This window comes from Desulfonatronum lacustre DSM 10312 (assembly GCF_000519265.1).
GTDB classification, from domain to species: domain Bacteria; phylum Desulfobacterota; class Desulfovibrionia; order Desulfovibrionales; family Desulfonatronaceae; genus Desulfonatronum; species Desulfonatronum lacustre.
The window spans coordinates 1,597,754-1,623,521 of record NZ_KI912608.1 but is presented as its reverse complement, the minus strand read 5'-3'; the positions used below and the strand labels follow the sequence as shown (position 1 = coordinate 1,623,521).

Sequence of the window (25,768 nt, the reverse complement as noted above, 5' to 3'; positions counted from 1 at the left end):
GGGTTACGGGGTCAGTGACGGGTTGGCGTGCATTTTTCGGCGATAGGCGTCGATGCCGAACCAGATGATCACAAAGGCGATCACCGCGGCGACGATGAAGGCAATGCTGGTCTGGAGGGTCTCCTGGGTGGCCCCGGCCCCGATCAGGGTCGCCGGAATGGCCTGGGGAAAGGTGCCTAGAAACGTGCCCAGCAAAAAGTGACCATGTCCAAGGGGCAACATGCCCATCATGATCGTGGAGTAGAAGCCGGATAGCGGCATCATCCGCATCCCGAACACCGACATCACCCCGCCCTTGCCGATGCGTTTTTGAACGGCGTTCAGGTTGGGCCGGTGGCGGAGAAAGGAAAAGCTCCATCCCGCGTGGCGGACCAGATTGAAGACGGCGTAAAAGCCCAGCACCGTCCCGACCTGGGTCAACACCAAGCCTTGCCAAAAACCGAAGGCCATGCCGCCGATGGAGCAGAGCAGCAGTCGGGGAACGCCAAGGCAAACCAGGAGGGTCACTCCGGCAATGTACAGTCCCATTCCGAAAAGGCCGCGCTGCAGGAACCAAGCCCCGAGGAGTTCGGTCCTGTCCAACAGGGAGCGCAGCGGCGTGACGTTCATCAGGACCAGCCCCAGCAGGACGATGCCGATCAGGACAAGGCCCACCAGGCGAGGACGGGTCCAGAATCCGTGTCCCGTTTCCGTGTCGGCTCCTGAGTGGGAAGGCTCGGGAGATCCCGAGGGGTCAGGGGAGCAGGTCTGGTTCGTGAGGGTCGTGGGGGCGGCTGCGGTGCGGTGATGAGTCATTGAGTCATTCATGGGGCGGGCGCCGCAAGGCTAGGTTGGGAACGTGCTCCCAGCGCCGTGCCGGGATGGCCCGTCGAGCGTACCAGCGCACGGCGACGCAGTCCAGCAGCCCGCGCCAAAGGCGGTTGCCGATCCCGTACTTGGAAACGCCGCTGATCCGGGGACGGTGGTTGATGGGCAGCTCGATCACGGTCAGCCCCCGGCAGCGCAGCAGGGTGGGCAGAAAGCGGTGCATGCCGTTGAACACCAGAAGTTCCGGCAGGGCGGTCCGGCGCAGGGCGCGGAAAGTGCAACCGGCGTCCGCGATCCGGTCTCCGGAGACCATGTCCCGGAATCGGTTGGCCAGCCGTGAGGAGACGCGCTTGATCCAATTGTCCCGACGGTTGGCCCGGATGCCGCAAACCATGTCCGTTTCCGGGGTCAGGGCGCGCAACAGGCGGGGAATGTCCGCCGGGTCGTGCTGCATGTCCGCGTCCATGGTGACCAGAATCTGGCCCCGGGCGACCTGGAATCCGGTGGCAAAGGCCGCGCTTTGGCCCAGGTTGCGGGTATGCCGGACGAGTCGAAGCCGGTCGTGGTCGGCGTGCAGTCTCGTCAGCAGGTCCAGGCTGCCGTCCCGGCTGTAATCGTCCACGCAGATGATCTCAGAGGGCCGTCCCAGTTCGTTCAGCACCGACGTCAACTCGTCGAGAAGCGGACGCAGACATCCCTCTTCATTGTAGACCGGCAGAATGCAGGAAACGGCCGGCGGCCCAAGGTCGGATGGCGTGGAGGGTGTGGAGGGCATGGGGCGAAAGCGCGGCAACGGGTTCAGTTCACAAGGGCCTTGGCGAAGTCCTCGCCGCTGAACGGTCGGAGGTCTTCCATCTTCTCGCCCAGGCCAACGAAACTGATGGGCATGCCGAACTCCAGGGCGATGGCCACCACGATGCCGCCTTTGGACGTGCCGTCCAGCTTGGTCAGGATGATTTCGTCCACGCTGACCGCCTCGTGGAACAACTTGGTCTGGGAAAGGGCGTTCTGTCCGGTGGTGGCGTCCACCACCAGCAGGCTGCGATGAGGTGCGCCGGGAAGCTTCTTGGCCAGGACGCGCTTGATCTTGCGCAGTTCGTCCATCAGGTCGACCTTGGTGTGCAGCCGGCCCGCGGTGTCCAGAAAGACTACGTCGTGGCCGCCTTGCAGGGCCGCGTCCACGGCTTCGTAGGCCACGGCGGCCGGGTCCGCGCCTTCACCCTTGCTGAAGAAGTCCGCGCCGGTGCGCTTGGCCCAGATGGCGAGCTGCTCCATGGCCGCGGCCCGGAAGGTGTCCCCGGCGGCCACGAGCACCTTGCGGCCCTGCATCTGGGCGCGGTGGGCCAGCTTGGCGATGGTCGTGGTCTTGCCCACGCCGTTTACGCCCACCACCAGCACGACCTCCGGACCCTGGGGCAGATCGACGACCTTGGGTTGGGGGAAGATGGCGGCCAGTTCCTGACGCAGCATTTCCCGGAACGCCTCGGGCTCGCTGATGTCTTCCTTGCGCACTCGAGCCTTGAGCCGGTCCAGGAGCATGACCGCGGAGCGGTGCCCCACGTCGGCCATGATCAGCACTTCCTCCAGCTCTTCCCAGAACGGATCGTCGAACTTGCGATGGGCCGAGAGCAGGGCGTCGATGCGCTTGGTGAGCTGCTCCCGTGTCTTATTCAGGCCTTCGGAGAGCTTCAGAAAGAGGCGGTCCCGCTCGTCCTCCTCGTCTTCCAGTTCCAGGGCCAGGGCCAGTCGGTACTGCAACTCGGACCGAAATTCGGCTACCTGCTCGTAGCCCATGTCCTCCAGCCAGTCCCGGAATTTGGTGATGAACAGTTCGGCCTCGTCCTCCGGGGCCTCCAGGGCCCGGAACAGGAAGCGCAGCCGTTCCCACAACTCGTCGCCCATGGTCTCCACCCCGGAAAGGGTGTGCTCCAACCAGACGCTGAGCTTCGGCTCGGCCCCGCGCAGGGCCTGCATGACCTGGGTTTGCCACTCAGGGGCTTTGGCTGTCGCTTCGGTTGCCCGTCCGGGCTCGGAAGGTTTGGCTGGGGCGGTCTCGACGAGTTGTTCCGGTTTCGAGGTCGGCTCCGGTTCCGGAGACGGCGTCGGCTTGGCGGGCTGACGGGAAAAGAGGCGGGAAAGCAGGCCCGGGCGGGCCTTGGAAGCGGGTTGCTCCTGGCTTTCAAAGGCTGGTTCCGGAGAAGGTTCGAAAACGGATTCGGGAACAGGCCCAGAAGTAGCTTCGGGAGCAGCTCCAGAAGCAGGTTCGGCAACAGGTTCAGGTCCGGTCTTCAGGCGAGGCTCGGGGTGAGAATCCGGAACAACCTGCGTGGCGGTTTCCAGGGGAGGCTGAATGCTCTCCGGACCCGTCGGTCGTTTCTCTTCCTCTTCCGACCTTGATTCCAGTTCGGAAGCGTCTTCGGGGGTGTGTTCCGCGACAGGTTCCGGGGAAGGCTCGACCGGCTCCGGTTCCGGCGCGGGCGTTGTTGGCTCCTGGTCCGCCGGTACGGCTTGATCGACTATCTCCGCTGAATCCGATGCCTCCGATGATTCCTGGGAAGGCTTCGGTTCCGGCTGTTCGATCGATTCTTCAGTTTTGGTCGCTTCTTCGGTGGACCACCATTTTTTTACCTTGGAGAAAAAACCCATATGTTCTGTTCCTGGCTGGTTTGAGATCGTAAAAAAGAAGATTCGGCCCGTCATTCACGGCCAAGGGGTTTCTTATCCAGGCTTGGCGGTCAAGGCAATGCCCTGGGGAATCGGGTGCTTCATTTTGACGCATTGTCTCCTCAGCAAAAGACCAGGCTCAGGCGTGAAAACGTGGCGGTGATGTCCATTTTGACCTCACCTGGATGTTTCCGTATGCTTCATGGTAGTTTTGCCACTTTGATTCATGGTGCTCGCCGCTTTTCGGCCCGTTTCCAGCGGAGATCGGAAGCCGGCTCCCGGCAACAGCCACGCCTGGGACGCATTTTGGGGGAGGGGCGAGCGTGAAGCATTCTGAAGGAGAGTTGATTCGATATGTGCGGTATTTGCGGAGAATTGCGGTTTGATGGAAGCCAGGCCACGGCGGTGAACGTTCAGGCCATGGCCGACGTGATGTCCGGTCGCGGTCCGGACGGGTGCGGCATATTCGTGCAGAAAGGGGTGTCCCTGGGGCACCGGCGACTGAAGATCATTGATCTGAGCGACGCATCCCATCAGCCCATGATCGACCCGGAACTGGGGTTGGCCTGCGTGTTCAACGGGATCATCTACAACTACAAGGAACTCCGCCGAGAGCTGGAAGGCAAGGGCTACCGCTTTTTTTCCTCCGGAGACACGGAGGTGTTGCTCAAGGCCTACCATGCTTGGGGCGATGAGTGCGTCCAACGGTTCATGGGCATGTTCGCCTTCGCGGTCTGGGAGCGGAATTCCGGAACGGTTCTGCTGGGCCGGGACCGGCTGGGGATCAAGCCGTTGTATCTGGCCGAGGTTCCGGGTGGGCTGTTGTTCGCTTCCAGCCTGCCCGCGCTGCTGGCCACGGGCAGGATCGACAAGGAACTGGATCCCGTAGCCCTGAATCACTATTTCTCTTTTCATGCCGTGGTCCCGGCCCCGCACACTCTGTTGCAAGGAGTGCGCAAACTGCCTCCGGCCACGCTGCTGCGGCTGGAGACAGACGGGACGCGCGGGCAATGGGAGTACTGGAATCCGGAGTTCAATTGCCTGGAGCCGGACAAGAGCGAAGGCGAGTGGCGGGATGAGGTTTTGGCCGCGCTGCGTACCGCGGTGGATCGGCGGATGGTGGCGGACGTGCCCGTGGGCGTGTTGCTCTCCGGCGGCCTGGATTCCAGCCTGGTGGTGGGGCTGCTGGCCGAGGCCGGTGCGCGGGATTTGAATACCTTTTCCATCGGCTTTGAAGCCGTGGGCGACGAAGCCGGAGATGAATTCCGGTATTCGGACATCGTGGCCAAACGCTTCGGCACCGTGCATCACAAGATTTCCATCTCCTCGGCCGAGGCTCTGGGCAATCTGCGGGACTGCGCGCGGGCCATGTCCGAGCCCATGGTCAGCCACGACAACATCGGCTTCTATCTGTTGTCCCGGGAGGTGGCCAAGCATGTCACCGTGGTCCAGAGCGGCCAGGGCGCGGACGAGGTCTTTGCCGGGTATCACTGGTATCCGCCGATGATGGACAGCCGCGACGCGGTGGCCGACTACGCCCGCTTGTTTCGCGATCGGGATCATGCGGACTATGCCCGGCTGGTGGAGGCGCGCTGGGGCGGTGAGGACCATAGCCTGAACTTCATTCGCGCCGGGTTCGCCGCGCCGGGGGCGAACAGGGCCATTGACAAGGCCCTGCGCATGGACGCCCTGACCATGCTCGTGGACGACCCGGTGAAGCGGGTGGACAATATGACCATGGCCTGGGGCCTGGAAGCCCGTGTGCCGTTTCTGGACCATGAGCTGGTGGAGCTGGCCGCCCGGATTCCCGCGGAACTGAAGGTCCGCGACGGCGGCAAGTACATCCTCAAGGAGGCTGCCCGGTCCGTAATCCCGTATGAGGTGATCGACCGGCCCAAGGGCTACTTTCCGGTCCCGGCGTTGAAGTATCTGCGCGGTCCGTTTTTGGACTTCGTAACCGAGGTGCTGGACCAGCCCGCGGCTCGCCAGCGGGGGCTCATCCGCCGGGATTACCTGGACGAGTTGCTCCGCGCTCCGGAAGAACACATCACGCCGTTGGGCGGCTCCAAACTCTGGCAGGTGGCCGTGCTGGAATTGTGGATGCAGGAACATGGGCTTTAAGTTGATTTCTGTAAGATCCTTATTTTGCTGTTCGTTCAAAAACCTCAAGTGCAAGGAGCAAAGAAAGCTCAAACTCGAAGCGTATTTGTTCATACGTGAGAGTTTGAGCTTTCTGTCACGACGCTGCAATTGGGGATTTTTCAACGAACAGCGAGGAGGGGCGTGACATGGGTCAGACGAAACACCGCGGCGAACATCGCTTCGACCGCGACAATCTGCCGTCGCTGCGCAACTGGAAACGGGCGGACATGCTGCCCAACCTCAAACTGCCCGCGGACGTGATCCTGGAGTGCGGATGGGGCCGGTTGATCTTTGCCCATACGTTCTCGGACCAGCGCAAGCTGGTTCGCACCATTTGCGACGAATCTCCGGGGCGGCGGGACATCGCCATTTATCTGCGCGATCCGCACGTCGTGCTGGCCATGGCGCCCCAGGAACTGTTCATGGACCCGTCCCATACCTTCAGGCTCTGGCTGGACCGCTATCAGCCGGACCCGGCCATGAACAAGCGGATCGTGATTCGTCGGGTGCAGACCAGGGAAGACTGTCGCCGGATCAACACTATTTACGCCGGCAGGGGCATGGTGGTCTCGAAGGAGGATTTTCTCTGGAATCATCGGCATTCCCGGTCCATGGTCCCGCTGGTGGCCGAGGATTTGTCCACGCAACAGATCGTGGGCACGGTCACGGCCATCGACCATAAACGGGCCTTCAATGACCCGGAAAACGGGACCAGCTTGTGGTGCCTTGCCGTGGAGCCGCAATGTCGGCTGCCCGGGGTGGGCGAGGCCCTGGTGCGCTATGTGGTGGAGTATTTCCAGGCTCGGGGGCGGTCCTACCTGGACCTGTCCGTGATGCACGACAATACCCAGGCCATCGCCTTGTATGAAAAGCTGGGCTTCTCCCGGGTCCCGGTCTTCAGCGTCAAACACAAGAACGCCATCAACGAGCCGCTCTTCGTGGGCGAGGAACCGCAGACCAGGCTGAATCCATACGCCATGATCATCATCAAGGAGGCCCGGCGGCGGGGGATCGCCGTGGAGGTCCTGGACGAGACCAGCGGGCACTTTCAGCTTTCCTTCGGCGGGCGGAGCATTGCCTGCTGGGAGTCCCTGAGCGAGTTGACCAGCGCCATGGCGTTTTGCCGCTGCGACGACAAAAGCCTGACTTTGCGTCTGCTGCATCGGGCCGGGCTGCGGACGCCGGAACAGGTGGCGGCAGGGGAAGAGGCCGAGAATCTGGCGTTTTTGGAACGCCACCAGCGCCTGGTGGTCAAGCCGACCCGGGGCGAACAGGGCCGGGGAATCAGCGTGGACGTCCGCGACGACGAAGAACTGATCACGGCTGTTCGAAAGGCGCGTGCGGTCAACGACCGGGTCGTGCTGGAGTCCTTTGTTGAAGGGCAGGATTTGCGAATGATCGTCATTGACTTTGCCTTCGTGGCCGCGGCGGTGCGGCGGCCGGCCCAGGTGGAGGGCACGGGGGAGCACACGGTGCGGGAACTGATCGAAAAGCAAAGCCGCCGTCGGGCCGCGGCCACGGGCGGGGAGAGCCGAATTCCCCTGGACCAGGAAACCGAACGCTGCATGGCCCAAAGCGGCTGGAAGATGAGCGACGTCCCGCCTGCCGGTGAAACGCTGGTGGTACGCAAGACCGCCAACCTGCACACCGGGGGGACGATTCACGACGTCACGGACCAGGTCCATCCCGAGTTGGTCCGGGCCGCGGAACAGGCCGCCCGGGTGCTGAACATTCCGGTGGTCGGGTTCGATTTTCTCGTCCCGGACGTGGGCGGGTCGGAGTACGTGATCATCGAGGCCAACGAGCGTCCGGGCCTGGCCAACCACGAACCGCAACCCACGGCGGAGCGGTTCGTGGACCTGCTCTTTCCCCAGACCGCGACTCGAGGCTGATCCATTCCGATTGGGTCGAAAAAAACTGTACAAATACGGAGAACTGAATGACCAACGTGGCCATCGACATGGCATATCTGAAACGAATGCTTCTGGAACTTTTGGAAATCCCCAGCCCCACCGGATACACGGACCGGATCGTTCATTTTGCCGGTGAGGAACTGACCAGGCTGGGAATTCCCTTTGAGTTGACCCGGCGCGGGGCCATCCGGGCGGATCTCAAAGGTCGGGCCAGCAATCCGGACAGGGCCCTGGTGGCCCACCTGGACACCATCGGGGCCATGGTCCGGGAACTCAAGCCCAATGGCCGGCTCGGCGTCGCGCCCATCGGGACGTGGTCCAGCCGGTTCGCCGAGGGGGCGCGGGTGACCATTTTCACGGACGCCGGTTCCCTGCGGGGAACCATCCTGCCGTTGAAGGCGTCCGGTCATGTCTACGGGAACGAGATCGACACCCAGCCCGTGAACTGGGACAATGTGGAGGTGCGCGTGGACGAGCCGTCGCTCAGCGTGGACGAATTGGTCGGGCTGGGCATCCATATCGGCGACTGGGTGGCCGTGGACCCGCTCTGCGAGGTGCGTCCCAGCGGATACGTGAATTCCAGGCACCTGGACAACAAGGCCGGGGTGGCGATTCTGTTCGCCGTGGCCAAGGCCTTGTTGGAGAACGACATTCAGCCGCCCCTTGACTGTCACCTGTTGTTCACCATTGCCGAGGAGGTGGGGACCGGAGCTTCCGTGGCCCTGCACGGCGACGTGGCCGAGATGGTCAGCATCGACACGGCCCCGCTGCACGGTGGGCACAATCTCTGCGAACGCGGGGTCAGCGTGGCCCTGATGGATTCCAGCGGGCCCTTCGACTACCACTTAACCCATCGCCTTTTGGAATTGTGTCGCAAGCACCAGATTCTCCACCGCCGGGACGTGTTTCGCTACTACCGCAGCGATTCGGCCTCGGCCGTGGAAGCGGGCAACGACCTGCGCACGGCCCTGGTCTGCTTCGGCGTGGACGGCACCCACGGCTACGAACGGACCCACTTCGACTCCCTCCAGGCCACCGCCGAACTGATCGCCGCCTATATGCTCTCCGAACCGGTGGTCCCTCGGGACCGCTTCAGCCTGGGACCGCTGAACGGGTTTCCGGTGCAGCCGGAGTAGCTCCGGAACTCATTTTACTTGAAAACGTGCTCCTCTCCCGGAAACGTCCCGGCCTTGACCTCTTGAACGTACTCTCGCACCGCGTCACGCATCACGGTGCCGACCTGAGCATATTTTTTCACGAATTTCGGGGTGAAGCGGTCGTAGAGGCCGACTACGTCGTGGAAGACCAGGACCTGGCCGTCGCAGTCCGGTCCGGCGCCGATGCCGATGGTCGGGATGGCCAGTTGGTCGGAGATGGTCCGGGCCAGGGGGGCTGGGACGCATTCCAGGACCAGGCCGAAGGCCCCGGCTTCCTCCAGGGCAACGGCGTCTTCCTGGATGCGCTGGGCCGCGGCGTCGGTCCGGCCCTGGACCTTGAATCCGCCGAGTTGGTGAACGTGTTGGGGCGTCAGGCCGACGTGGCCCAGGACGGGGATGCCGTTCTGGGTCATCTTGCGCACGGCGGGCAGGATTTCCCGTCCACCCTCTACCTTGACCGCATGCATCCCGGCTTCTTGTAAAAAACGTCCGGCGTTGACCAGGGCCTGCTCCGGCGAAACCTGGTAGCTCATGAAGGGCATGTCGCCCACCAACATGGCCCGTTGCGCCCCCCGAGCCACGGCCCGGCAGTGGTGGAGCATGTCCTCCATGGTCACGGACAGGGTGTTCTCAAGGCCGAGCATGACCATGCCCAGGGAGTCGCCCACCAACAGGACGTCCACCCCGGCTTCGTCCAACAGCTTGGCCGTGGCCCAGTCATAGGCCGTCAAGACGGTAATCTTTTCGCCCTGGCGCTTCATCTCCAGGAGCGTGGCCGTGGTCGTTTTACCCACTTCATGCCTCCATCTTGTCCAGGGCATCCATCAGGCTGATGGTCAGCTTAAGAAAGTCCGCTTCCGTCAAGATGCCCACGAGCTTTTCTTTATCCACCACCGGCAGGCAGCCGTACTTGTGCTGGAGCAGGAGTTCCGCGGCTTCGCGCAGGTCCACGCCAGGGGAAATGGTGGTCACGTCCCGGCGCATGATTTCATGGATGGGAATGGAGGCGTCGATTTCGTTCTGGACCTCGTCCTCGATGTCGGCCAGCTTGGAAATGGTCACGGCCAGCAGGTCCCGGTGGGTCAGCAGACCGACGAAGCGCTCCTCCCTGTCCACGATGGGGATGTGTCGGATACGGCCCAGATTCATGATCGAGCGGGCGGTCTGCACGTTGTCGTGCTCCTGAAGGGAAAAGACCTTTTTGGTCATCAGATCGTTGACTTTGAGCATGATGGTTCTCCTTGTTGATCAGAATACACGTATTCTTTCACTGTTCATGACCGGTCTGTCAAGGATGGCCGGACCGGCGGCAGGGCCATTTTGTTCTCTGGAAAATATCCATAATTTCAGAATGCTGGATTGCAGGGTGTTCAAGGGGAACCCCCAAGGGGGGCAGCAATCATCGAAATCGAAATCGCTATCGCTATCGAAATCGGAATGTTACCAGAAATCGATTTCGATCACGATTTCGATTTCGATTTCGATTTCGATGCCGATCCAGAGCGTCTGTGGTTCGAGAACAAAATTGTCCTGGGGCCGGCGGCGATTTGGAGAATATGAAAGGATTATGGCATGACAAGTATTTCTTGTCCTTTTTCGGGATATCGGATACCCATCAATGTTTTTCGATCACTTTTCCTTTTTACTTGACGCTCATGCGAGGAGAGGTCTTATGATGAACCGTTTCGTCTTGTCGGCATGTCTTGTTTTGTTGTTCGGAGTGTCCGTTTCGGCCGGCGCGGAGCAGGCGAAAGTCGTCTCCGTCAACCAGTTCGTGGAGCATCCGGCTCTGGATTCCGTGCTGCGCGGTTTTCAGGACCAACTGCGTGAGGAAGGGTTTCAGGTCGACTACCGGGTGCACAACGCCCAAGCCAACATGGCCACGGCCAATCTGATCGCCCAGCAGATCGTGGGCGAGCGTCCGGACCTGGTGCTGGCCATTGCCACGCCTTCGGCCCAGGCCATGGCTCAGACCGTGAAAAAGAACCCCTCGATGCAGAAGACTCCCATCCTGTTCAGCGCGGTGACCGATCCGCTGGGCGCCGGGCTGGTCAAGGATCTGCAAAATCCCGGCGAGAACATCACCGGCACCTCGGACCTGACCCCCATGGACCAGCACCTGGCCCTGATCCGGGAGTTCCATCCGGAAATGACCTCCCTGGGCGTGATCTACAACTCCGGGGAAGCCAATTCCCGCGCCCTGGTGGATTTGCTCAAGGTTGAGACGAACAAGGCCGGGATCAAGCTGGAAGAGGCCACCGTGGCCCGGTCCAGCGACGTGTTCCAGGCCGCCCGCAGCCTGGTGGGCCGGGCTCAGGCCGTGTACGTGCCCACGGACAACACGGTGGTTTCGGCCTTCGAGGCCCTGGCCAAGGTCTGCCAGGACAACAAGCTGCCCCTGTACGCCGCGGACGTGGACTCCGTGCCCCGGGGCGCGGTGGCCGCGCTGGGCTTTGACTATTACGAACACGGCCGTCAGGCCGGAGCCATGGCCGCGCGGATTTTCCGCGGGGCCGACCCAGCAACCACCCCGGTGGAAACCCAGCAGGAACTCGAACTGCACATCAATCTCCCCGCGGCCCAGGCCATGGGCGTGACCATTCCCCAGGCTCTCCTGGACCGGGCCGGGAAGATTCTCGAATAAGCAATAATCTCTTGTCTGCTCGTGCTCAGTCGTCTTGCTGAGCACGAGTGCGACTACCAGGTTTTAACCTTTCTTCATGACGTTTTCTTCTCCATGAACATATCCATGCTGATCGTTTTTTACGGAATCATTGCATCCGGAGTCCGCCCATGACTTGGTACGCGCTGTTGGGCGCGGTGGAGCAGGGGCTGGTCTACGGAATCATGGTCCTGGGCGTGTACCTGACTTTTCGGGTGCTCAACTTCCCGGATCTGACCGTGGACGGGAGTCTGCCCCTGGGTGCCGCGGTCTGCGCCGTGGCCATCACCTCGGGGATCGACCCGTTCCTCTCTCTGTTTCTTGCTATGTTCGCTGGGTTCCTGGCCGGGATGGTCACCGGGTTTCTGAACACCAAGCTGGGGATTCTGCATCTCCTGGCCTCCATCCTGACCATGATCGCCCTGTATTCCATAAATATTCGGGTGATGAGCGGCCCCAACGTCTCGCTGCTGGGCCGGGATACGATCCTCGATCCGCTGATGGGCTTGGGCTTGCCCGGGTATTTGTCCTCCATCGTCCTGTTCTCGTTCATCGGGGCGGCCATCGTGATCTTCCTGATCTGGTTTCTGCACACGGAATTTGGACAGACCATGCTGGCCACGGGCGACAATCCCCGGATGATCACCAGCCAGGGCGTGAATACGCATAGCGTGATCATCATCGGCGTGGGGCTGTCCAACGCCATGGTAGCCTTCAGCGGGGCGCTGATCGCCCAGAATCAGGGCGCGGCGGACGTGAACATGGGCGTGGGAACCATCGTGGCCGGGCTGGCCTCGGTGATCGTGGGCGAGACGGTCTTCGGCCGGGGCGGGATCATGCGCGCCGTGATCGCGGCCCTGCTCGGCTCGATTCTCTATCGGCTGGCCATCGCCATGGCCCTGAGCATGAAACTGGGGGCCTTCTCCTTCACTCCCAGCGATCTGAACCTGATCACCGCGCTGCTGGTGGTCCTGGCGCTCACCGCGCCGAAAATCAAGGCGCGGTTCTTCTCATGATGCTGTCTCTGAAAAATGTCATCAAGTATTTTCACCGGGGCAGCGTGAACGAGGTCCTGGCTTTGCAAAATGTCTCCCTGGACGTTCGTCGCGGGGACTTCATCTGCATCATCGGTTCCAACGGGGCCGGCAAATCCACCTTGTTGAACTGTCTGGCCGGATGCTTTTTCCCGGATCAGGGCAGTATCCTCCTGGATGATCGGGACATCACCGGCTGGCCGGAGTACAAGCGGGCCAAGTTCATCGGCCGGGTCTTCCAGGACCCGCTGCTGGGCACCTGCGCTTCCATGAGCATCGAGCAGAACCTGGCCCTGGCCCTGCGGCGGGGGCGCTTTCGAGGGCTATCCGCCGGGGTGCGGCGTCTGGACCGGGACTTGTTTCGGGAAAAGCTGCGCATGCTGGATCTGGGGCTGGAGGACCGGTTCCAGGACGCCGTGGGCCTGCTTTCCGGCGGGCAGCGCCAAGCCCTGACCATGGTCATGGCCACCTTGGTCCGCCCGGACATCCTGCTTCTGGACGAGCATACCGCGGCCCTGGACCCGAAGACCGGCCAGCAGATTCTGGAGCTGACCGACCGGCTGGTGGAAAGCATGGAGTTGACAACCCTGATGGTCACCCACAACATGCACCAGGCCCTGCGCATGGGCAACCGGCTGATCATGATGCACCGGGGCGAGATCATCATGGACATCTCCGGCGAGGAGAAGTCCCGTCTGAAGGTGGACGATCTGCTGGCCCGGTTCTACAGCCTGAAGCAGGAAGCCTTTGCTTCGGACAAGATGTTGTTGGTGTGAGAGGGGGAGTATTCAGGAACCAGCATTCAGTATTCAGGAGTCGGAAGGCAAGCTCGAAATCGCAATCGAAGCCGACAAAGTGCAAGTCCGTCGCTGAATGACGGTAATGGAATTTCGATCTCGATTGCGATAAATCAACCATACAACATAAACCCAACGGAGTTTTTTCAATGTCTGAACGTACCCTTTGCATGATCAAGCCGGACGGCGTGGAGCGGAATTTGATTGGAAATGTGTTGACCCGGATCGAGACCGCGGGGCTGCGGGTCGTGGCTTTGCGCAAGCTGCGGCTGACCACGGCCCAGGCCGAGGGCTTCTATGCCGTGCACAAGGAGCGTCCGTTTTTTCAGAGCCTGGTGAGTTACATGACCTCCGGGCCCATCGTGGCCGCGGTCTTGGAAGGCGACAACGCCATTGCCCGCTGGCGGGACCTGATGGGCGCAACCAATCCGGCCAATGCCGCCGATGGCACCATTCGGAAGGATCTGGCCCTGGACGTGGAGCGGAACACGGTGCACGGTTCCGACGCCCCGGAAACCGCGGCTCAGGAAATCCCGTATTTCTTCAACACCATGGAGCAGCAGGGATGAGTGCCTTGCGCATCGGATGCATCGGGCTCGGGAACATGGGGGCGGCCTTGATCAAGGCTTTCTCCACTCGCCCGGATACGTCCATTCTTGGGTTTGATCCTGATAAAAGCAAGGCGCAGGACCTGGCCGGGGTGCCCGGCTTCGTCGCGGCGCAGAGCATTGAAGATGTGCTTCGCGACGCGGACTTTGTATTTCTGGCGGTCAAGCCGCAAATCATGTCCAAGGTCCTGGCCGAGGCCCTTCCGGCCCTGCGACCGGAGATATGTCTGATATCCATAGCCGCCGGCATCGGGATGGAGCAGCTGCGAGCCTGGTCGGAAGAGCGTTGCGCCGTGGTCCGGGTCATGCCCAACACTCCGGCCATGGTCCGTTCCGGGGTCAGCGCGGTCTGCTTCGAAGACCCGAAGCTGACCGAAGCCGGGCAAGCAACGATCATGGAACTCCTGGGCCTGCTGGGTCAGGTCCACGTTCTGCCGGAACGGTATTTCCACGCCTTCACCGCTCTGGTGGGCTCGGGCCCGGCCTACGTGTTTCACTTCATGGACGCCCTGGTCCAGGCCGGGGTCTCCGCCGGCCTGGGGCGGCCCCAGGCCGAGGAGATGGTTGCCGGGCTGTTGGAAGGCTCGATCAAGCTGGCCCAGGAAACCGGCTTCAGTCTGAGCACCCTGCAGCACATGGTCACCTCCCCCGCGGGAACGACCATCGCCGCGTTAAACCACCTGGACAGAACAGCGGTCCGCGGCTCGATCATCGACGCGGTGCACGAGGCGGAGCAGCGGAGTCGGGAGCTGGGGGAGGGGTAGGTCGACCTTTGAGAGCTTACAGCAAAGGGGGGCCGATGGTCCCCTTTTTTTGTAACTACTCAGCACCGAGTAGTGCCGTTGCCGGTGTCGGAATCGGAATCGGGATCGGGATCGAAAACGCTGGGAAGCGTTCAAAATTTTTCCTGTTCCGATTCCGATTCCGATAGCGACCCCGACTCCGATTGCCGGAGAAAGGGCGGATACAAAATGTGCTGAGTAGATACCTTTTTTTATCCTTTCCCACATTCGCTTGCGGTTCTGACCACGCAGATCGTTGACAAAGAGAGCCGATTTTGTATAGCAGATTTGTATACAAAGGAGGGGGTATGGCTCAACTTGAAACGCGAAGTTCTCCCATCAACATCAGAGCGTTGCCGACACAAAGGGTTTTGATCGATAAAGCTGCGGATATTTTGAGGAAAAGTCGATCGGAGTTTATGCTTGAGGCGGCATGTCGGGAAGCCGAGAATGTCCTTTTGGATCGACGTCTTTTTTTTCTGGATGACGCGGAGTATCGGAAATTTGAAGAGTTGATGAGGGCTCCCGTTTCCGATTCCGTTGAAGCACTCCTTGCAACAAAAGCACCGTGGGAATGACCCAGCTTTCTCCTCCCTCCCCAGTCTCCCCACTTTATAGCCTGGAAGATTTTGATTGTGGAGTGGCTGTACTCAATTCGTGGCTGATCAAGCAGGCTTTGCGAAATGAGGCATCCGGCGCTTCCCGGACATTCATTGTCGGAAAGGAGAAAAAAGTTGCTGGTTATTATGCTTTAGCCGTCGGGAGCGTTGAACGAGTGAGGGCATCCGCAAAAATACGCCGGAATATGCCTGAGCCGGTGCCTGTCATGGTGCTGGGGAGATTAGCGGTTGACCTTCAGTGGCAGGGGCTGGGGGTTGGCCAGGGACTTCTCAAAGATGCTTTGCTACGTACCGTGGCCGTCTCAAGACAGGCAGGAATACGGGCGCTTGTGGTGCATGCCATTTCCCAAGAGGCCCGATTGTTTTACATCCGTCACGGCTTTCTGGAATCGCCCTTGGATGAGATGACGCTCATGCTGGGCCTGGAAAAACTCCTGACTTGATCAAAGAATCTTAGCATCCATCAACGAATCTGGAAAAAACACTGGACATATTTTTGTGAGCAAAATATAGTCTACCCCAAAGTGTCTGACAAGGGCAAAGCACGCCGAAAGGGTGTGACGCAAAGCCACCGGCCTACATTTCGTTTTGTGCGAAACAGGGTAGCGGGGCCGCCGGACCGAAGAGGGGTTTTTCCTCCTGCTTTTTCCCTGCTCTCGCTCCCTTCCGCCGGACCGGCAATGTTCTTCCGTTTCCACTTCTCCGCTTGTTTTGATGTTTCTGTCCACCGGGCAACCCTTCTCCAGCATTTTATCTCTTTGAACCGGCTGTGCCCATTCGCTCTTCGCCTCGAACTTTCTCCGGCCTGACCTTTGTCGAGGTTCTGGTCGCCATTGTCATCGCCTTGGTTTTGATGGCGGTCAGTGCACCGTATCTCACGGGGATGTATCGCAGCGCCGGGTTGTCCACGACGGCCCATGATTTTTTGTCCACCCTCAGCTATGCCCGCAGCGAAGCCATCAAGCGCAATCAGCGGGTCACGGTCTGCAAGAGCGTGGACGGCCTGGAGTGTACCACCCAGGGAGGTTGGGAGCAGGGATGGATTGTGTTCGTGGATGCCGGGAATCTGGCTCAAGTTGCTGATTCCAACGATATCCTCAGGGTTCGCGGTCCGCTGCGCGGCGAGACGACCTTGACCGGGAACATGCCCGTACGCAACTATGTGTCATACGTCGCCAACTGGGTTCGACCCAGTATGTCAGCGGCGCGTTCCAGGCCGGCACCCTGACCCTCTGTCGCCAGGAGCGCGGCGTAAAGTTCATCCTGGCCCGGGCCGGGAGGGTTCGGACGGAGAAGGCCACTTGTCAGTGATCCATTCGATTTTGGATAGGATATTAATGGTACAAAAAAAAGGTTCTTCCATCATCGAAGTCCTGGTCGTGGTGGCCATCGCCGCCATCCTCACGACCATCGCCATCCCGGCGTTCAACGTGTTCATCGGCAATACGCGGACCAGTGCCGTGGCCAACGAGTCTTTCTGCGAGTCACTGAAATATTTCGAGACAAGTGAACGATTTCAGAGAAGTATTGTTTCATCTGACCAGGTGCTCAAGAGTAAGATAAGACGAGAGAAAGGAAGCATCGAGGAGCAAATAGAGTCATGAATACAGTATTGGACATCACCGGACTGACCCGTGCTGAAAACACCGGGTCATGGAAGAACTTTGGGTGGATTTATCTCGACCTGAGGCCGAATATGAATCGCCAGAGCGGCATGGTGAAGTGCTTCGAGCGCGTGAAGCGGATGTCACGGCTGGCAGGGATGAGTTTGTGCCGTGGAAGGAAGCGAAGCGAATTCTTCGAGAGAGCGCAATGAACCGAGATCACCGGAAATAGATTGTCGAATGCCCAGCAACGATGCAATGACCCATAATGACCGTACATGTGTGATGGTCAAGCGAAACACCGGCGGGCTGACCATTATCGAGGTGTTGGTGGTGGTGGCGATTATTTCGATCATGTCGGGAATTGGATTGTTTTATATTAATTCTGCCAGCTTTAGACTTCAGTCTGAGGCAAGGAATATCCGTTCAGCATTATTTCACGCACGTATAGATGCAATAAAGACTAACTCAGATGTCACGATGAAATTTTATACTGATAAATATGATAACGGTCGCGGCAACTCAATTGATTTATCCGGAAATGGCTTGTCATTGTCATTCTCTGGCGGGGGGGCTTTGCCGACTGGTGGATATACTGTAACGTTTTCTCCATCTGGAACAACGGCAAACAGCAACTACCATCTGACGAATCTTGCAGGCGATAAAATTAGTATCCAGATGAACTCTGTAGGTAGGATATGGCTCGAAAGATTATGAACTCGAATGGTGATGGTTTTACCATTGTTGAGCTCATTATCGCCATGCTCGCAATGATGGTACTCATTGGTGCGCTTGTTCTTGTTTTTATCTCTCAAAGCAGAATGTCTGTGTCAGAAGAAGAGATGCTCAGCCTTCAGATGAATTTGCGCGTTGCTACTGAACGGCTTTCTCATGCTTTCAGCCATGCAGGGTTCGGGGGTTATGATTCCTTTCAGGATGGATTCAGCATGACGGGAAACGAGCCAGGTGCTGGTAACATTACGATCAATACGTTCGTCTCGAATATTGAAAATGGAGAATCGATTTCTACAACACTTGACCCAGATTCTTTAGTGATTGTTTATGGTTTTAAGAAGATTGGCACAGTGGACTCTATAACGGATAATGTCGTTCAGCTCAAGAGTGGCTCAGGTTATCCTGCTCCAAGCCCATTACCTGATCAAGATGTCAATCTATTTAAGAGATATTTCTACTTTTTCCCCAATTATGAGGGTAATGTTTTCTCTGTTTTAGATCCAAGCGCGAACGTTGCCGACGGAGGTAGGAAGCTGACGTTTCTCAGGAACGTCGATGCCCCTGAAGAAGCAACAATGTACATGGTCTCTCCAAGCCGTATTCAGATAGTTGAAACCGCTAAGACAAACAGAATTGGGAAAACTATTACAATTCCAACACTGTATCTGAAAAATTTCGCCTATACTTCCGCGCAATATTGGATCGTCGCGGAGAATATCGAAGACCTTCAGGTTCAATATTCAACGGACGGAGAGAAGTGGCTCGATGACCCCGTGAATCTCCTGGATATCCGCAAAATACGTTTTTGGGTTGTTGGGCGCAGTGAAAATCAGACCGGAGTACAATCCCAGGTTTTCGAGGTGACTGACCTGACTAAAAATATTGGAGAGCCTGTGGATATGTGTATTGAGCAATACACAGAAGATGGTGATTCGCATTGCGTCATGTACCGCGTCGGTCCTTTTAGCGACGGATATGCCCGGATGCTCAGCCGAGGAGAGGTGGTTTTGCGTAATGTCTTCTGATGCATATTCCAAGTCCTGTTTAGCGTTCACCCTTCTCGAAGTGCTCATTGCCGTGATTGTGCTGGCCGTGGCTGTTCTGGCATGGATGAGCACCCAGCAGGCTGCCGTGTTGACCAGAGGTCAGGGACGAACCATGTCCATAGCCACGGAGCTTGTGCAGGCAAAAATCGAAGAACTGTCTTTGCGGCCTGCCCAGGTTTGCCCACAGGGAGCTTTAGAATGTCAAGGCCAAGAGGAACAGACTATTGGCGGTTTCAATTACGTTTTGGAATGGAATTTGACGAGAATGGAAGTCAGTGACGGCAGTGACGTTTTGGATACCAGGGCGTTCTGGGAGATATTCGTCAGGGCGGACTGGAAGTACCGCGGCAACAAGTCATTCTCTGCCGGCAGGCTAGTCCCGGAGAGAGCGTCATGAGTAAACAAATTTACTGTCTCCAGAGTCGGCGTAGCCGAGGTGAAGAAGGAATTGCCCTGGTCATGGCGCTTCTTATTCTTCTTGCTATGAGCATCATGATCATTGGTTTTTCTGCAGACGTGGAGATGGATGTATACATTTCTCGCAATCTCCAACTCCGAAACCAAGCCCTTAACTGGGCCGAGTCCGGGGTGGATGTTGTCGAGGAAATGGTCGGGTATTCTGTGGATACGAGAGGAGACGAACCTGTTGCTTTTTACTTGGGAGATGCTCAAGGGGACTATTTTCAGGGACAAATTTCCAACGGACCTTTGATGTACATGAGTCAAGACATGAACGATCCCGATGAAGAGCCCAATGTGAGTTTTTTCGAGGTGATCAATCCGGGAACACTTATCGAAGTAGGTGGTGTTAAGGTAAAATTCCAAGGTGCACGACCTGCAGAGGGTGGTTCTATCATTATTGGCGCTGGGTACGAAGGAATCGGTAAGGGCGTCGCCGGGGCCGGCGGCTTTTCAAGCTATTATCAGCTTATTGGACGTGGCTATGAGCGGCTTAACAGCCGCCAAGCAGTGGGAACCATGTACCGGCATGTACAGAGATAAGGGGGCGAGGATGAGATATAAAGTGGGGTATCCCAGCGGTGCTATTGTTTGTCTCGCTGTCTTGTTTATGGTTTCATCCTTTCTGTCGGTTGCGATCACAACTATCGTACGCGCCGACGTATGTGGTCAATATTCTTTTGGCGGACCGCCTTTTCTCCCAGAAGCTGTCCCACCATTGGTCATGCTGGTCATGGGCAGGGATCATAAATTGTATTACGCGGCCTATAATGATGCATCTGACTTGAATGACGATGGAATTCTGGACATAGGTTATAACCCATCCATTGACTATTACGGCTATTTTGATTCTTATAAGTGCTATACTTACAATTCCAGTAACAGTCGATTTGAACCGAATTCAGTCACTGCGGATAAAAAATGTTCAAATGCATGGAGCGGTGACTTTTTAAATTATCTGACAATGTCCCGCATGGATACGATACGCAAGGTGCTTTATGGCGGATATCGTTCCACGGACTCCGTTACTGACACGGTTTTGCAAAGGGTATACGTTCCACAGGATGCCCATTCATGGGGTAAGGAGTATACCAGTCAATCTGTGGATGGATATAGCATCGTCGATTATACGCCATTGTCAGCGCCTATGTCTGGACGTCGCCATTTTTTCGCCTCGACGACACTCACAGCTAATGGAACGCCGTTTCTTCGGGTTTTAGAGAATGCAGGTCATGCAGGAAAAGAATATCGTATATGGAACTGGACAGCAATTGAACGGCCAGTTGCAGGCAATCGCTTAGAAGATGGTGAGTCAGGCCCAACCATAAGCAGCTTGCGAAGCTCGCATGGCGGATATGACCTGACCGATTATGCCGTACGCGTCAAAGTGTGCGATGCGTCTATGCCTGAGGATAATTGTAAGCTATATCCTGGAACGAACTCAGATGGATCAGGCGCGGTTTACAAACCCATCGGTCTTTTGCAGAAGTACGGCGAAGGGAACAGCATGTATTTTGGTCTAATGACCGGATCTTACGAGAAAAACATGTCTGGGGGTGTCGTTCGAAAAAACATCGGCAGCATCAGCGATGAAATTGATCTTGAGACTGGCCAGTTCACGGCAATCAACGGAATCATTCAAACTATCAACAAGATGAGGATTATCAACTTCAGGTATTCGGATCACAGTTATGAACCTGGATGGTCCGGCGCATGGGTCACAAGTCGCACCATGAATGAAGGAGAGTTCCCGGATTGGGGGAACCCTCTGGCGGAGATGATGTATGAGACTTCGAGGTACTTTGCCGACGAATCGCCAACACAAGATTATCTTTACAGCGGAGGCAAGGATGCGACGCTTGGCTTGCCTTTGGCGACATGGCAGGACCCGTTTATGCAAAGCGGCAAGAATCTTTACTGTGCCAAGCCGATCATGCTGGTCGTCAGCGACATCAATCCCTCATTTGACTCCGACAAACTGCCGGGTTCTGCTTTTGCTGCGGCGGGATGGGGCTCTGAGCAGGCGCTGGGGGCAGGAAACTTCCATGCCCAAAATCTTGCGGACGCCATCGGCACGAAGGAGTCCATAGCCGGAGCCCCATGGTTTATCGGCGAAAATGATGAGGGCACGGATTTTATGTGCACCTCGAAAGCGGTCGATAACCTCGGCGGCGTCCGTGGGTTATGCCCTGAAGACCCGACGAAACAGGGAAGCTATTATGCCGCTTCCGTGGCCAACTATGCAAGAAATACGGACTTGCGACCGGATTTAACGGATGAGCAAAAGGTTAGCACCTTTGCTGTCGCGCTTTCTTCGCCGATACCCGACATTGACGTCAGAGTTGGTAACTCAAGCGTACGTGTCGTTCCCATGGGAAAATCCATCAGTGGTAATTTGAACGTCAACCAGAATTGCGCTCAAAAATGTACGTTGTCACTGGATGCAGATGGATTGCATGTTTCAAATTGCGCATCTAATGCGTTTTGCCCAACCAATCAGATAGTTAATTTCTTCGTGGATAGCATCACATACGATCAAAACGACGAGATTACGTACGCAAAATTTCGAATTAATTTTGAGGACGTAGAGCAGGGCGCTGATCATGACATGGATGCAATCATATTATATGAGGTTGAATCCATAGGCGATAACCAAATCAAGGTGACCGTCACCTCTGAATATGCCGCAGGCGGCATTGATCAGGTCCTTGGCTTTATCATTTCAGGAACAACAGAAGATGGAGCATACCTTGTAGTAAAAGACAAGGACGTTACCGTAGGGGGAGATACGCCAACACAGGTCAGTGATTTGGGGCTTGTTTGGTCGAGAGTCTTCACTGTTGCCGGGAATCCTTCCGGTATTTTGAGAAATCCTCTTTGGTATGCGGCCAAATGGGGCGGCTATGAAGCAAACGCCGATGGGACAGTGAACTGGGATCAGGCCGGTGATGGTGTCCCGGACCACTACTTCTACGTGGCCAACCCTCTGCGCTTGGAGCAGCAACTGGCCAGGGCATTTCAACTAATGCTCACTCGCATTGCCTCGGGTGCCGCCGCATCGGTCATTTCATCCTCCCGCAGGGGAGAGGGGATTATTACGCAGGCCGTGTTCTGGCCTTCCAGATTCGATACTTCGGACAAGGAGGTCACCTGGACAGGCGACGTGCGCGCCCTTCTAGTCGATACTCAGGGCCGCTTAAGGGACAAGCTCGGGAAGGAGGTCGTCTACCTTTACGATGCCGACGCTAAGAGGACCAAGGCTTGCGTGGATGGAGATGCTAGCAACGGTGGGTGCGATGGCGGAACGATCAAAGAGTTGGACGACCTTTCCTATCTTTGGGCTGTATCAGATTGGGTGAACGATCTCACGGATGAACTTGTCAACAGAGGAAGCTATGCTTCTGATTCAGCGTATCGTTATATATTCACCTGGAATGATGCGAACAACAATGGCAAGATCGACGCCAATGAAGTCATCCCTTTTATTCATACAAACCATGCGGACATACCATATCTTGACGAAGACACCATCAAATGGCTACGCGGTCAGGATCAGGTCGGTATGCGTAGCCGACAGTTCAACAACAAAACTTGGCGACTTGGTGACGTCATCCATTCATCGCCGGTATTGGTGGGCGCTCCGGCGGAAAACTACGACCTGTTGTGGAACGATCCGACATACGGCGCATTCTACCGTAAATATCGTGACAGAAGATTGATGGCCTATTTTGGAGGCAACGACGGCATGCTTCACGCTGTAAATGCCGGATTTTATCAGACAGGTAGCGGTTTTTTAGCCAATAGTGGACCAGCGCTGGGTGCTGAGATGTGGGCCTATGTGCCGTACAATTTATTACCCCACTTGAGCTGTTTGGCTCAGCCAAACTACAGTCATCAGTATTATGTTGACTTGCGTCCCAGAGTTTTCGATGTAAAAATTTTTCCACCTTCTGATAAACACCCCGGCGGGTGGGGTACCATCCTTGTCGGTGGTATGCGTTTCGGGGGCGGGTACTTTGAAGATACAGTTCTGGGCCGCGAATTCAGTTCATCATATTTCGTGTTGGATATCACAGAGCCGAACGAGCCCCCGGTACTCTTGGGGGAAACAACGACCAAGAGGGGGAATCAATCATGCGCTGGGAATAAGCCATGTGTGAACTTTGGATATACAATATCCGTCCCTACGGTTGTCCCGGTGAAAGATAGCTCCGGCGTCGTCAAATGGTTTTTGGTTCTCAGTACCGGCCCGGACAGCGACAAAATTAGCGTTGAAAGTACACAGAAGGCTAAGGTGGCGGTTGTTCCCATGGAGGACTACCTGGGTAATCAGAGCCATGCCAATTGGAGCAATCTGCGCATCCCGGACTTTGCCCCTTCAGCGACCCAGAGCGGCAGAAAGGAGGTTCCGAACAACAACTCGTTCATATCCACCGGAATGGTCAGCGTGGACTATGACTTCGACTTTTTCGTCGATATTCTCTATTTCGGGACCACGGAAAAGCAGGGACAGACTATCGGTGGAGGCTTGCAGCGATTGAAGGTTGAAGGCGACGCGGACCCCAGCAAGTGGGAGTACAAGTCCATGTTTGATGCCGGAAGGCCTGTCACCGGGGAGCCCAACATTGGCTGGAAAGATGATAATGTCTGGGTCTATTTCGGCACTGGAAAGTTCTGGACTGCGGCCGACAAGTTTGATGTATCCACTGAATCCATCTACTGTATCCAGGAACCGAAGCAGACCCAAAGCAATGCGTACAACTTTTCACAAGTTTCAAAATCTTCATTGTTGAATGTTAGCAATGTTCAGGTCAGTGCGGAATCTTACGGTGAGATTTTATGTTCAGACGGCTCTACGAATTGCCTTCCATCTGGTGTAACAACATTTTATGGGCTGCAAAATGAAATTTTATCAAAGTCAAACGTGAGTGGCGCATATAGAGAACTTTCTCCTGCCGGTGAGCGTGTCATTGGTCAGCCTTCTTTGCTAGGTGGATTACTCAATTTTTCCGCATACCACCCTGATCCTGATAACAATATATGTGCATCTGATGGACGCAGTAAGTTGTATAGTTTACATTACTTGACATGTACTCCATGGATTAAAAATGTTTTTGGTGAATCAAATTCGTCTGTTGTTGGAGAAGGTGATGGTGAAAAAAATGTCGTCGATTTCACAAAAGACCTTGGACCTGGTATGACAATTACACCAACTTTGCATCTTGGTGATCAGCAAGGGGCAACAGTTTTTATCCAGACAAGTACTGGTGAAATAATTTCAATTGATCAGCCTAATCTTCCTATTGATTCAACACGTAGTGGGCGATCAAGTTGGCATATGATAGATGTTGAATAGTTTTTTTTATTGATATAATAAATTATCAATAAGAATATTGGATATATGAGCTAGGATTTTTTTAATGAGGATAATCTTGGGTTCTTTCAGATGTTTCCAGTGTTCATCCAAATCATGTACAGCATGCTAATGATTTTTGAAAACGGTGAGAAAATACTTTTTGACATGAGTCCGTACTTGGATCAAAAATCGTGGAGTAGAATCAAGGACCAGTAAATTTTTTTTACGGGCCTTTGTCCGTTACGGAACAATACCCTGCTAGGAAATTATGATATTGATCCTGAAACATTGTATGAGCTGTCCGTGTCGATCAAGTAGGTGGCTTTGTTGAAGTATCAACACATTGATTTGGCGGCCCGGCGTCGGCATTGCCTTTCGGACCTGATCCGGGTACGAGGGGCCGTCAGGCTGGTGGCGGGCTTTTGAGTGGTGCGGCGGCCAGGCGGGAGCTTTCGGAGCTTGCGCGGCATCCCTGGTTTTACCCTCGTCCAGTCGCTATTTTTTTGGATTTCCAGACAATTACAAGCCGGATAACCAGGCCATGGACGATGAGCAACGCAATGCGCCCCGGGTTGACGTAGAGCCGGATTTCAGCGTTCTGCGCATGACCGATGGGCGACGGTTCATGGCCATTGTTTACGATATCAGCCGGGTCGGTGTACTGGTGGATCTTTCCCAGAATGAAGGGCGACATGATTGGGCAGCCGTTGGCGAACGGGTCGAATTTCTGGCCGTTCCGGAGTGCTTGCGGTTTGCGCTTCAAGGCGTCGTTGGGCGGATCGTTCGCCGGGAAGGTTCGTGTTGGGGCGTCGAATTCACTGAACCCCTGGTACTGGAGCAGCCGGAAATCGACCGCTTGCAAGAGCATCTTGAAGTCCCAGTCGGTCCCGAGTGGAGCAAGTTTTAGCAGTCCGTTGAAAAACTTTCAATTTCTGCGTCGCCCTAAAGCGTTCAAACTCTCACGTATCAAATCCTCCCCCACCCATGCATCATCGCCGCATTGTCTTTCTGTCGCCCCGTTTTCCCTGGTGGGGCTGGATACTGTTGCTCCCCTTGGCCGTGCTGGGCGTGTTTCTCGGCGCGGTTTTTTTCCTGGTGTTCATCGCCTTCGTGATCACCGCCGGTCTGGTCATGTGGATTCGGTGGAAATGGATGCGCTATAAAATGGGCGCGGAAAAAGGCGGTCCCGGCGTACACCGGGAATTCCAGGCTCGACGGGAGTATGATTGCGAAATCAGACGGCTGGATAATCCGAAGGACGGGCCGAAGGGATGATCCCCGGCGTATTTTTTGTAACTACTCAACACAGCGTAATGTCGCTGCCGGGGTCGGGGTCGGCATCGAAAACGAAGGGATGCGTTCTCAACTCTTCCTGTTTCGAT

Annotated in this window: 26 protein-coding genes and 1 riboswitch; of the genes, 21 read left to right on the top strand and 5 right to left on the bottom strand. The window is 56.6% G+C overall.

Annotated features, from left to right (window positions below; genetic code table 11):
• Positions 1-3: 3 nt before the first annotated feature.
• The 3 genes from DESLA_RS21605 to ftsY are packed head-to-tail and all read right to left on the bottom strand — an operon-like array spanning position 4 to position 3,453.
• Positions 4-795: a TVP38/TMEM64 family protein gene (locus DESLA_RS21605; protein WP_051434484.1), complete on the bottom strand. Its 792-nt coding sequence runs from the start codon at positions 793-795 to the stop codon at positions 4-6.
• A 4-nt stretch (positions 796-799) separates the two neighbouring features.
• Positions 800-1,582 (bottom strand): glycosyltransferase family 2 protein, encoded by a 783-nt coding sequence (locus DESLA_RS19340; protein WP_051434483.1) that lies wholly within the window; start codon positions 1,580-1,582, stop codon positions 800-802.
• A gap of 23 nt (positions 1,583-1,605) precedes the next feature.
• Positions 1,606-3,453, bottom strand: coding sequence for a signal recognition particle-docking protein FtsY (gene ftsY, locus DESLA_RS0107620; RefSeq protein ID WP_028571995.1), 1,848 nt, complete (start codon positions 3,451-3,453; stop codon positions 1,606-1,608).
• Positions 3,454-3,825: 372 nt separating this feature from the next.
• Between ftsY and DESLA_RS0107615 the strand changes: the two genes are divergently transcribed.
• The 3 genes from DESLA_RS0107615 (at position 3,826) to DESLA_RS0107605 (ending at position 8,662) form a co-directional block, all read left to right on the top strand.
• Complete coding sequence (locus tag DESLA_RS0107615; RefSeq protein ID WP_028571994.1) at positions 3,826-5,592, top strand: N-acetylglutaminylglutamine amidotransferase; 1,767 nt, start codon at positions 3,826-3,828, stop codon at positions 5,590-5,592.
• Between the two features lie 167 nt (positions 5,593-5,759).
• A complete protein-coding gene (gene ngg / locus DESLA_RS0107610) occupies positions 5,760-7,505 on the top strand; it encodes an N-acetylglutaminylglutamine synthetase (protein ID WP_028571993.1) in 1,746 nt (581 codons plus the stop codon).
• 47 nt (positions 7,506-7,552) lie between these two features.
• Positions 7,553-8,662 (top strand): osmoprotectant NAGGN system M42 family peptidase, encoded by a 1,110-nt coding sequence (locus tag DESLA_RS0107605; protein WP_028571992.1) that lies wholly within the window; start codon positions 7,553-7,555, stop codon positions 8,660-8,662.
• 14 nt (positions 8,663-8,676) lie between these two features.
• On the opposite strand, the gene panB is transcribed toward DESLA_RS0107605, so the two are convergent.
• Positions 8,677-9,477, bottom strand: a complete 801-nt coding sequence (gene panB / locus DESLA_RS0107600; protein ID WP_281172402.1) for a 3-methyl-2-oxobutanoate hydroxymethyltransferase — start codon at positions 9,475-9,477, stop codon at positions 8,677-8,679.
• 1 nt (position 9,478) lies between these two features.
• On the bottom strand, positions 9,479-9,913 hold the full coding sequence (locus DESLA_RS0107595; protein WP_028571990.1) for a CBS domain-containing protein: 435 nt from the start codon (positions 9,911-9,913) through the stop codon (positions 9,479-9,481).
• 129 nt (positions 9,914-10,042) lie between these two features.
• Between DESLA_RS0107595 and DESLA_RS0107590 the strand changes: the two genes are divergently transcribed.
• From DESLA_RS0107590 to DESLA_RS19330, 18 genes are all read left to right on the top strand, one after another.
• A complete protein-coding gene (locus DESLA_RS0107590) occupies positions 10,043-10,243 on the top strand; it encodes a hypothetical protein (RefSeq protein ID WP_028571989.1) in 201 nt (66 codons plus the stop codon).
• Positions 10,244-10,355: 112 nt separating this feature from the next.
• Complete coding sequence (locus tag DESLA_RS0107585; protein WP_337833215.1) at positions 10,356-11,327, top strand: ABC transporter substrate-binding protein; 972 nt, start codon at positions 10,356-10,358, stop codon at positions 11,325-11,327.
• A gap of 149 nt (positions 11,328-11,476) precedes the next feature.
• Positions 11,477-12,361 (top strand): ABC transporter permease, encoded by an 885-nt coding sequence (locus tag DESLA_RS0107580; protein ID WP_028571987.1) that lies wholly within the window; start codon positions 11,477-11,479, stop codon positions 12,359-12,361.
• The gene (locus DESLA_RS0107575; protein ID WP_028571986.1) at positions 12,361-13,155 is read left to right on the top strand and encodes an ABC transporter ATP-binding protein; all 795 of its coding nucleotides are present in this window, start codon (positions 12,361-12,363) and stop codon (positions 13,153-13,155) included. The genes DESLA_RS0107580 and DESLA_RS0107575 overlap by 1 nt, the downstream gene beginning before the upstream one ends.
• Before the next feature lie 170 nt (positions 13,156-13,325).
• Positions 13,326-13,745, top strand: a complete 420-nt coding sequence (gene ndk, locus DESLA_RS0107570) for a nucleoside-diphosphate kinase (protein WP_028571985.1) — start codon at positions 13,326-13,328, stop codon at positions 13,743-13,745.
• The gene (proC, locus tag DESLA_RS0107565) at positions 13,742-14,548 is read left to right on the top strand and encodes a pyrroline-5-carboxylate reductase (RefSeq protein ID WP_028571984.1); all 807 of its coding nucleotides are present in this window, start codon (positions 13,742-13,744) and stop codon (positions 14,546-14,548) included. The genes ndk and proC overlap by 4 nt, the downstream gene beginning before the upstream one ends.
• Positions 14,549-14,874: 326 nt before the next feature.
• Positions 14,875-15,144, top strand: a complete 270-nt coding sequence (locus tag DESLA_RS0107560; protein WP_028571983.1) for a type II toxin-antitoxin system TacA family antitoxin — start codon at positions 14,875-14,877, stop codon at positions 15,142-15,144.
• On the top strand, positions 15,141-15,629 hold the full coding sequence (locus tag DESLA_RS0107555; RefSeq protein ID WP_035261523.1) for a GNAT family N-acetyltransferase: 489 nt from the start codon (positions 15,141-15,143) through the stop codon (positions 15,627-15,629). The genes DESLA_RS0107560 and DESLA_RS0107555 overlap by 4 nt, the downstream gene beginning before the upstream one ends.
• Positions 15,630-15,712: 83 nt before the next feature.
• Positions 15,713-15,805, top strand: a riboswitch (cyclic di-GMP riboswitch).
• 150 nt (positions 15,806-15,955) lie between these two features.
• Positions 15,956-16,414, top strand: a complete 459-nt coding sequence (locus tag DESLA_RS19335; protein ID WP_051434481.1) for a GspH/FimT family pseudopilin — start codon at positions 15,956-15,958, stop codon at positions 16,412-16,414.
• Positions 16,415-16,523: 109 nt separating this feature from the next.
• Positions 16,524-16,790: a pilus assembly FimT family protein gene (locus DESLA_RS0107545; RefSeq protein ID WP_156932906.1), complete on the top strand. Its 267-nt coding sequence runs from the start codon at positions 16,524-16,526 to the stop codon at positions 16,788-16,790.
• Positions 16,791-16,839: 49 nt separating this feature from the next.
• Positions 16,840-17,022, top strand: a complete 183-nt coding sequence (locus DESLA_RS0107540; protein ID WP_084031957.1) for an addiction module protein — start codon at positions 16,840-16,842, stop codon at positions 17,020-17,022.
• An 8-nt stretch (positions 17,023-17,030) separates the two neighbouring features.
• A complete protein-coding gene (locus tag DESLA_RS22355) occupies positions 17,031-17,507 on the top strand; it encodes a GspH/FimT family pseudopilin (RefSeq protein WP_084031956.1) in 477 nt (158 codons plus the stop codon).
• Complete coding sequence (locus DESLA_RS0107535) at positions 17,489-18,550, top strand: PilW family protein (RefSeq protein WP_028571979.1); 1,062 nt, start codon at positions 17,489-17,491, stop codon at positions 18,548-18,550. The genes DESLA_RS22355 and DESLA_RS0107535 overlap by 19 nt, the downstream gene beginning before the upstream one ends.
• Positions 18,540-18,968: a type IV pilus modification PilV family protein gene (locus tag DESLA_RS0107530; protein WP_028571978.1), complete on the top strand. Its 429-nt coding sequence runs from the start codon at positions 18,540-18,542 to the stop codon at positions 18,966-18,968. Before DESLA_RS0107535 ends, DESLA_RS0107530 begins: the two co-directional genes overlap by 11 nt.
• Positions 18,965-19,573 carry a pilus assembly PilX N-terminal domain-containing protein gene (locus DESLA_RS0107525; protein ID WP_028571977.1) on the top strand — a complete coding sequence of 203 codons (609 nt, stop codon included), beginning with the start codon at positions 18,965-18,967 and terminating at the stop codon, positions 19,571-19,573. Before DESLA_RS0107530 ends, DESLA_RS0107525 begins: the two co-directional genes overlap by 4 nt.
• 10 nt (positions 19,574-19,583) lie before the next feature.
• Positions 19,584-24,386, top strand: a complete 4,803-nt coding sequence (locus DESLA_RS0107520) for a pilus assembly protein (protein ID WP_169732608.1) — start codon at positions 19,584-19,586, stop codon at positions 24,384-24,386.
• Positions 24,387-24,927: 541 nt separating this feature from the next.
• Positions 24,928-25,293 (top strand): PilZ domain-containing protein, encoded by a 366-nt coding sequence (locus DESLA_RS0107510; RefSeq protein WP_028571975.1) that lies wholly within the window; start codon positions 24,928-24,930, stop codon positions 25,291-25,293.
• A gap of 77 nt (positions 25,294-25,370) precedes the next feature.
• Positions 25,371-25,661 carry a hypothetical protein gene (locus tag DESLA_RS19330; protein ID WP_028571974.1) on the top strand — a complete coding sequence of 97 codons (291 nt, stop codon included), beginning with the start codon at positions 25,371-25,373 and terminating at the stop codon, positions 25,659-25,661.
• Positions 25,662-25,768: the final 107 nt, after the last annotated feature.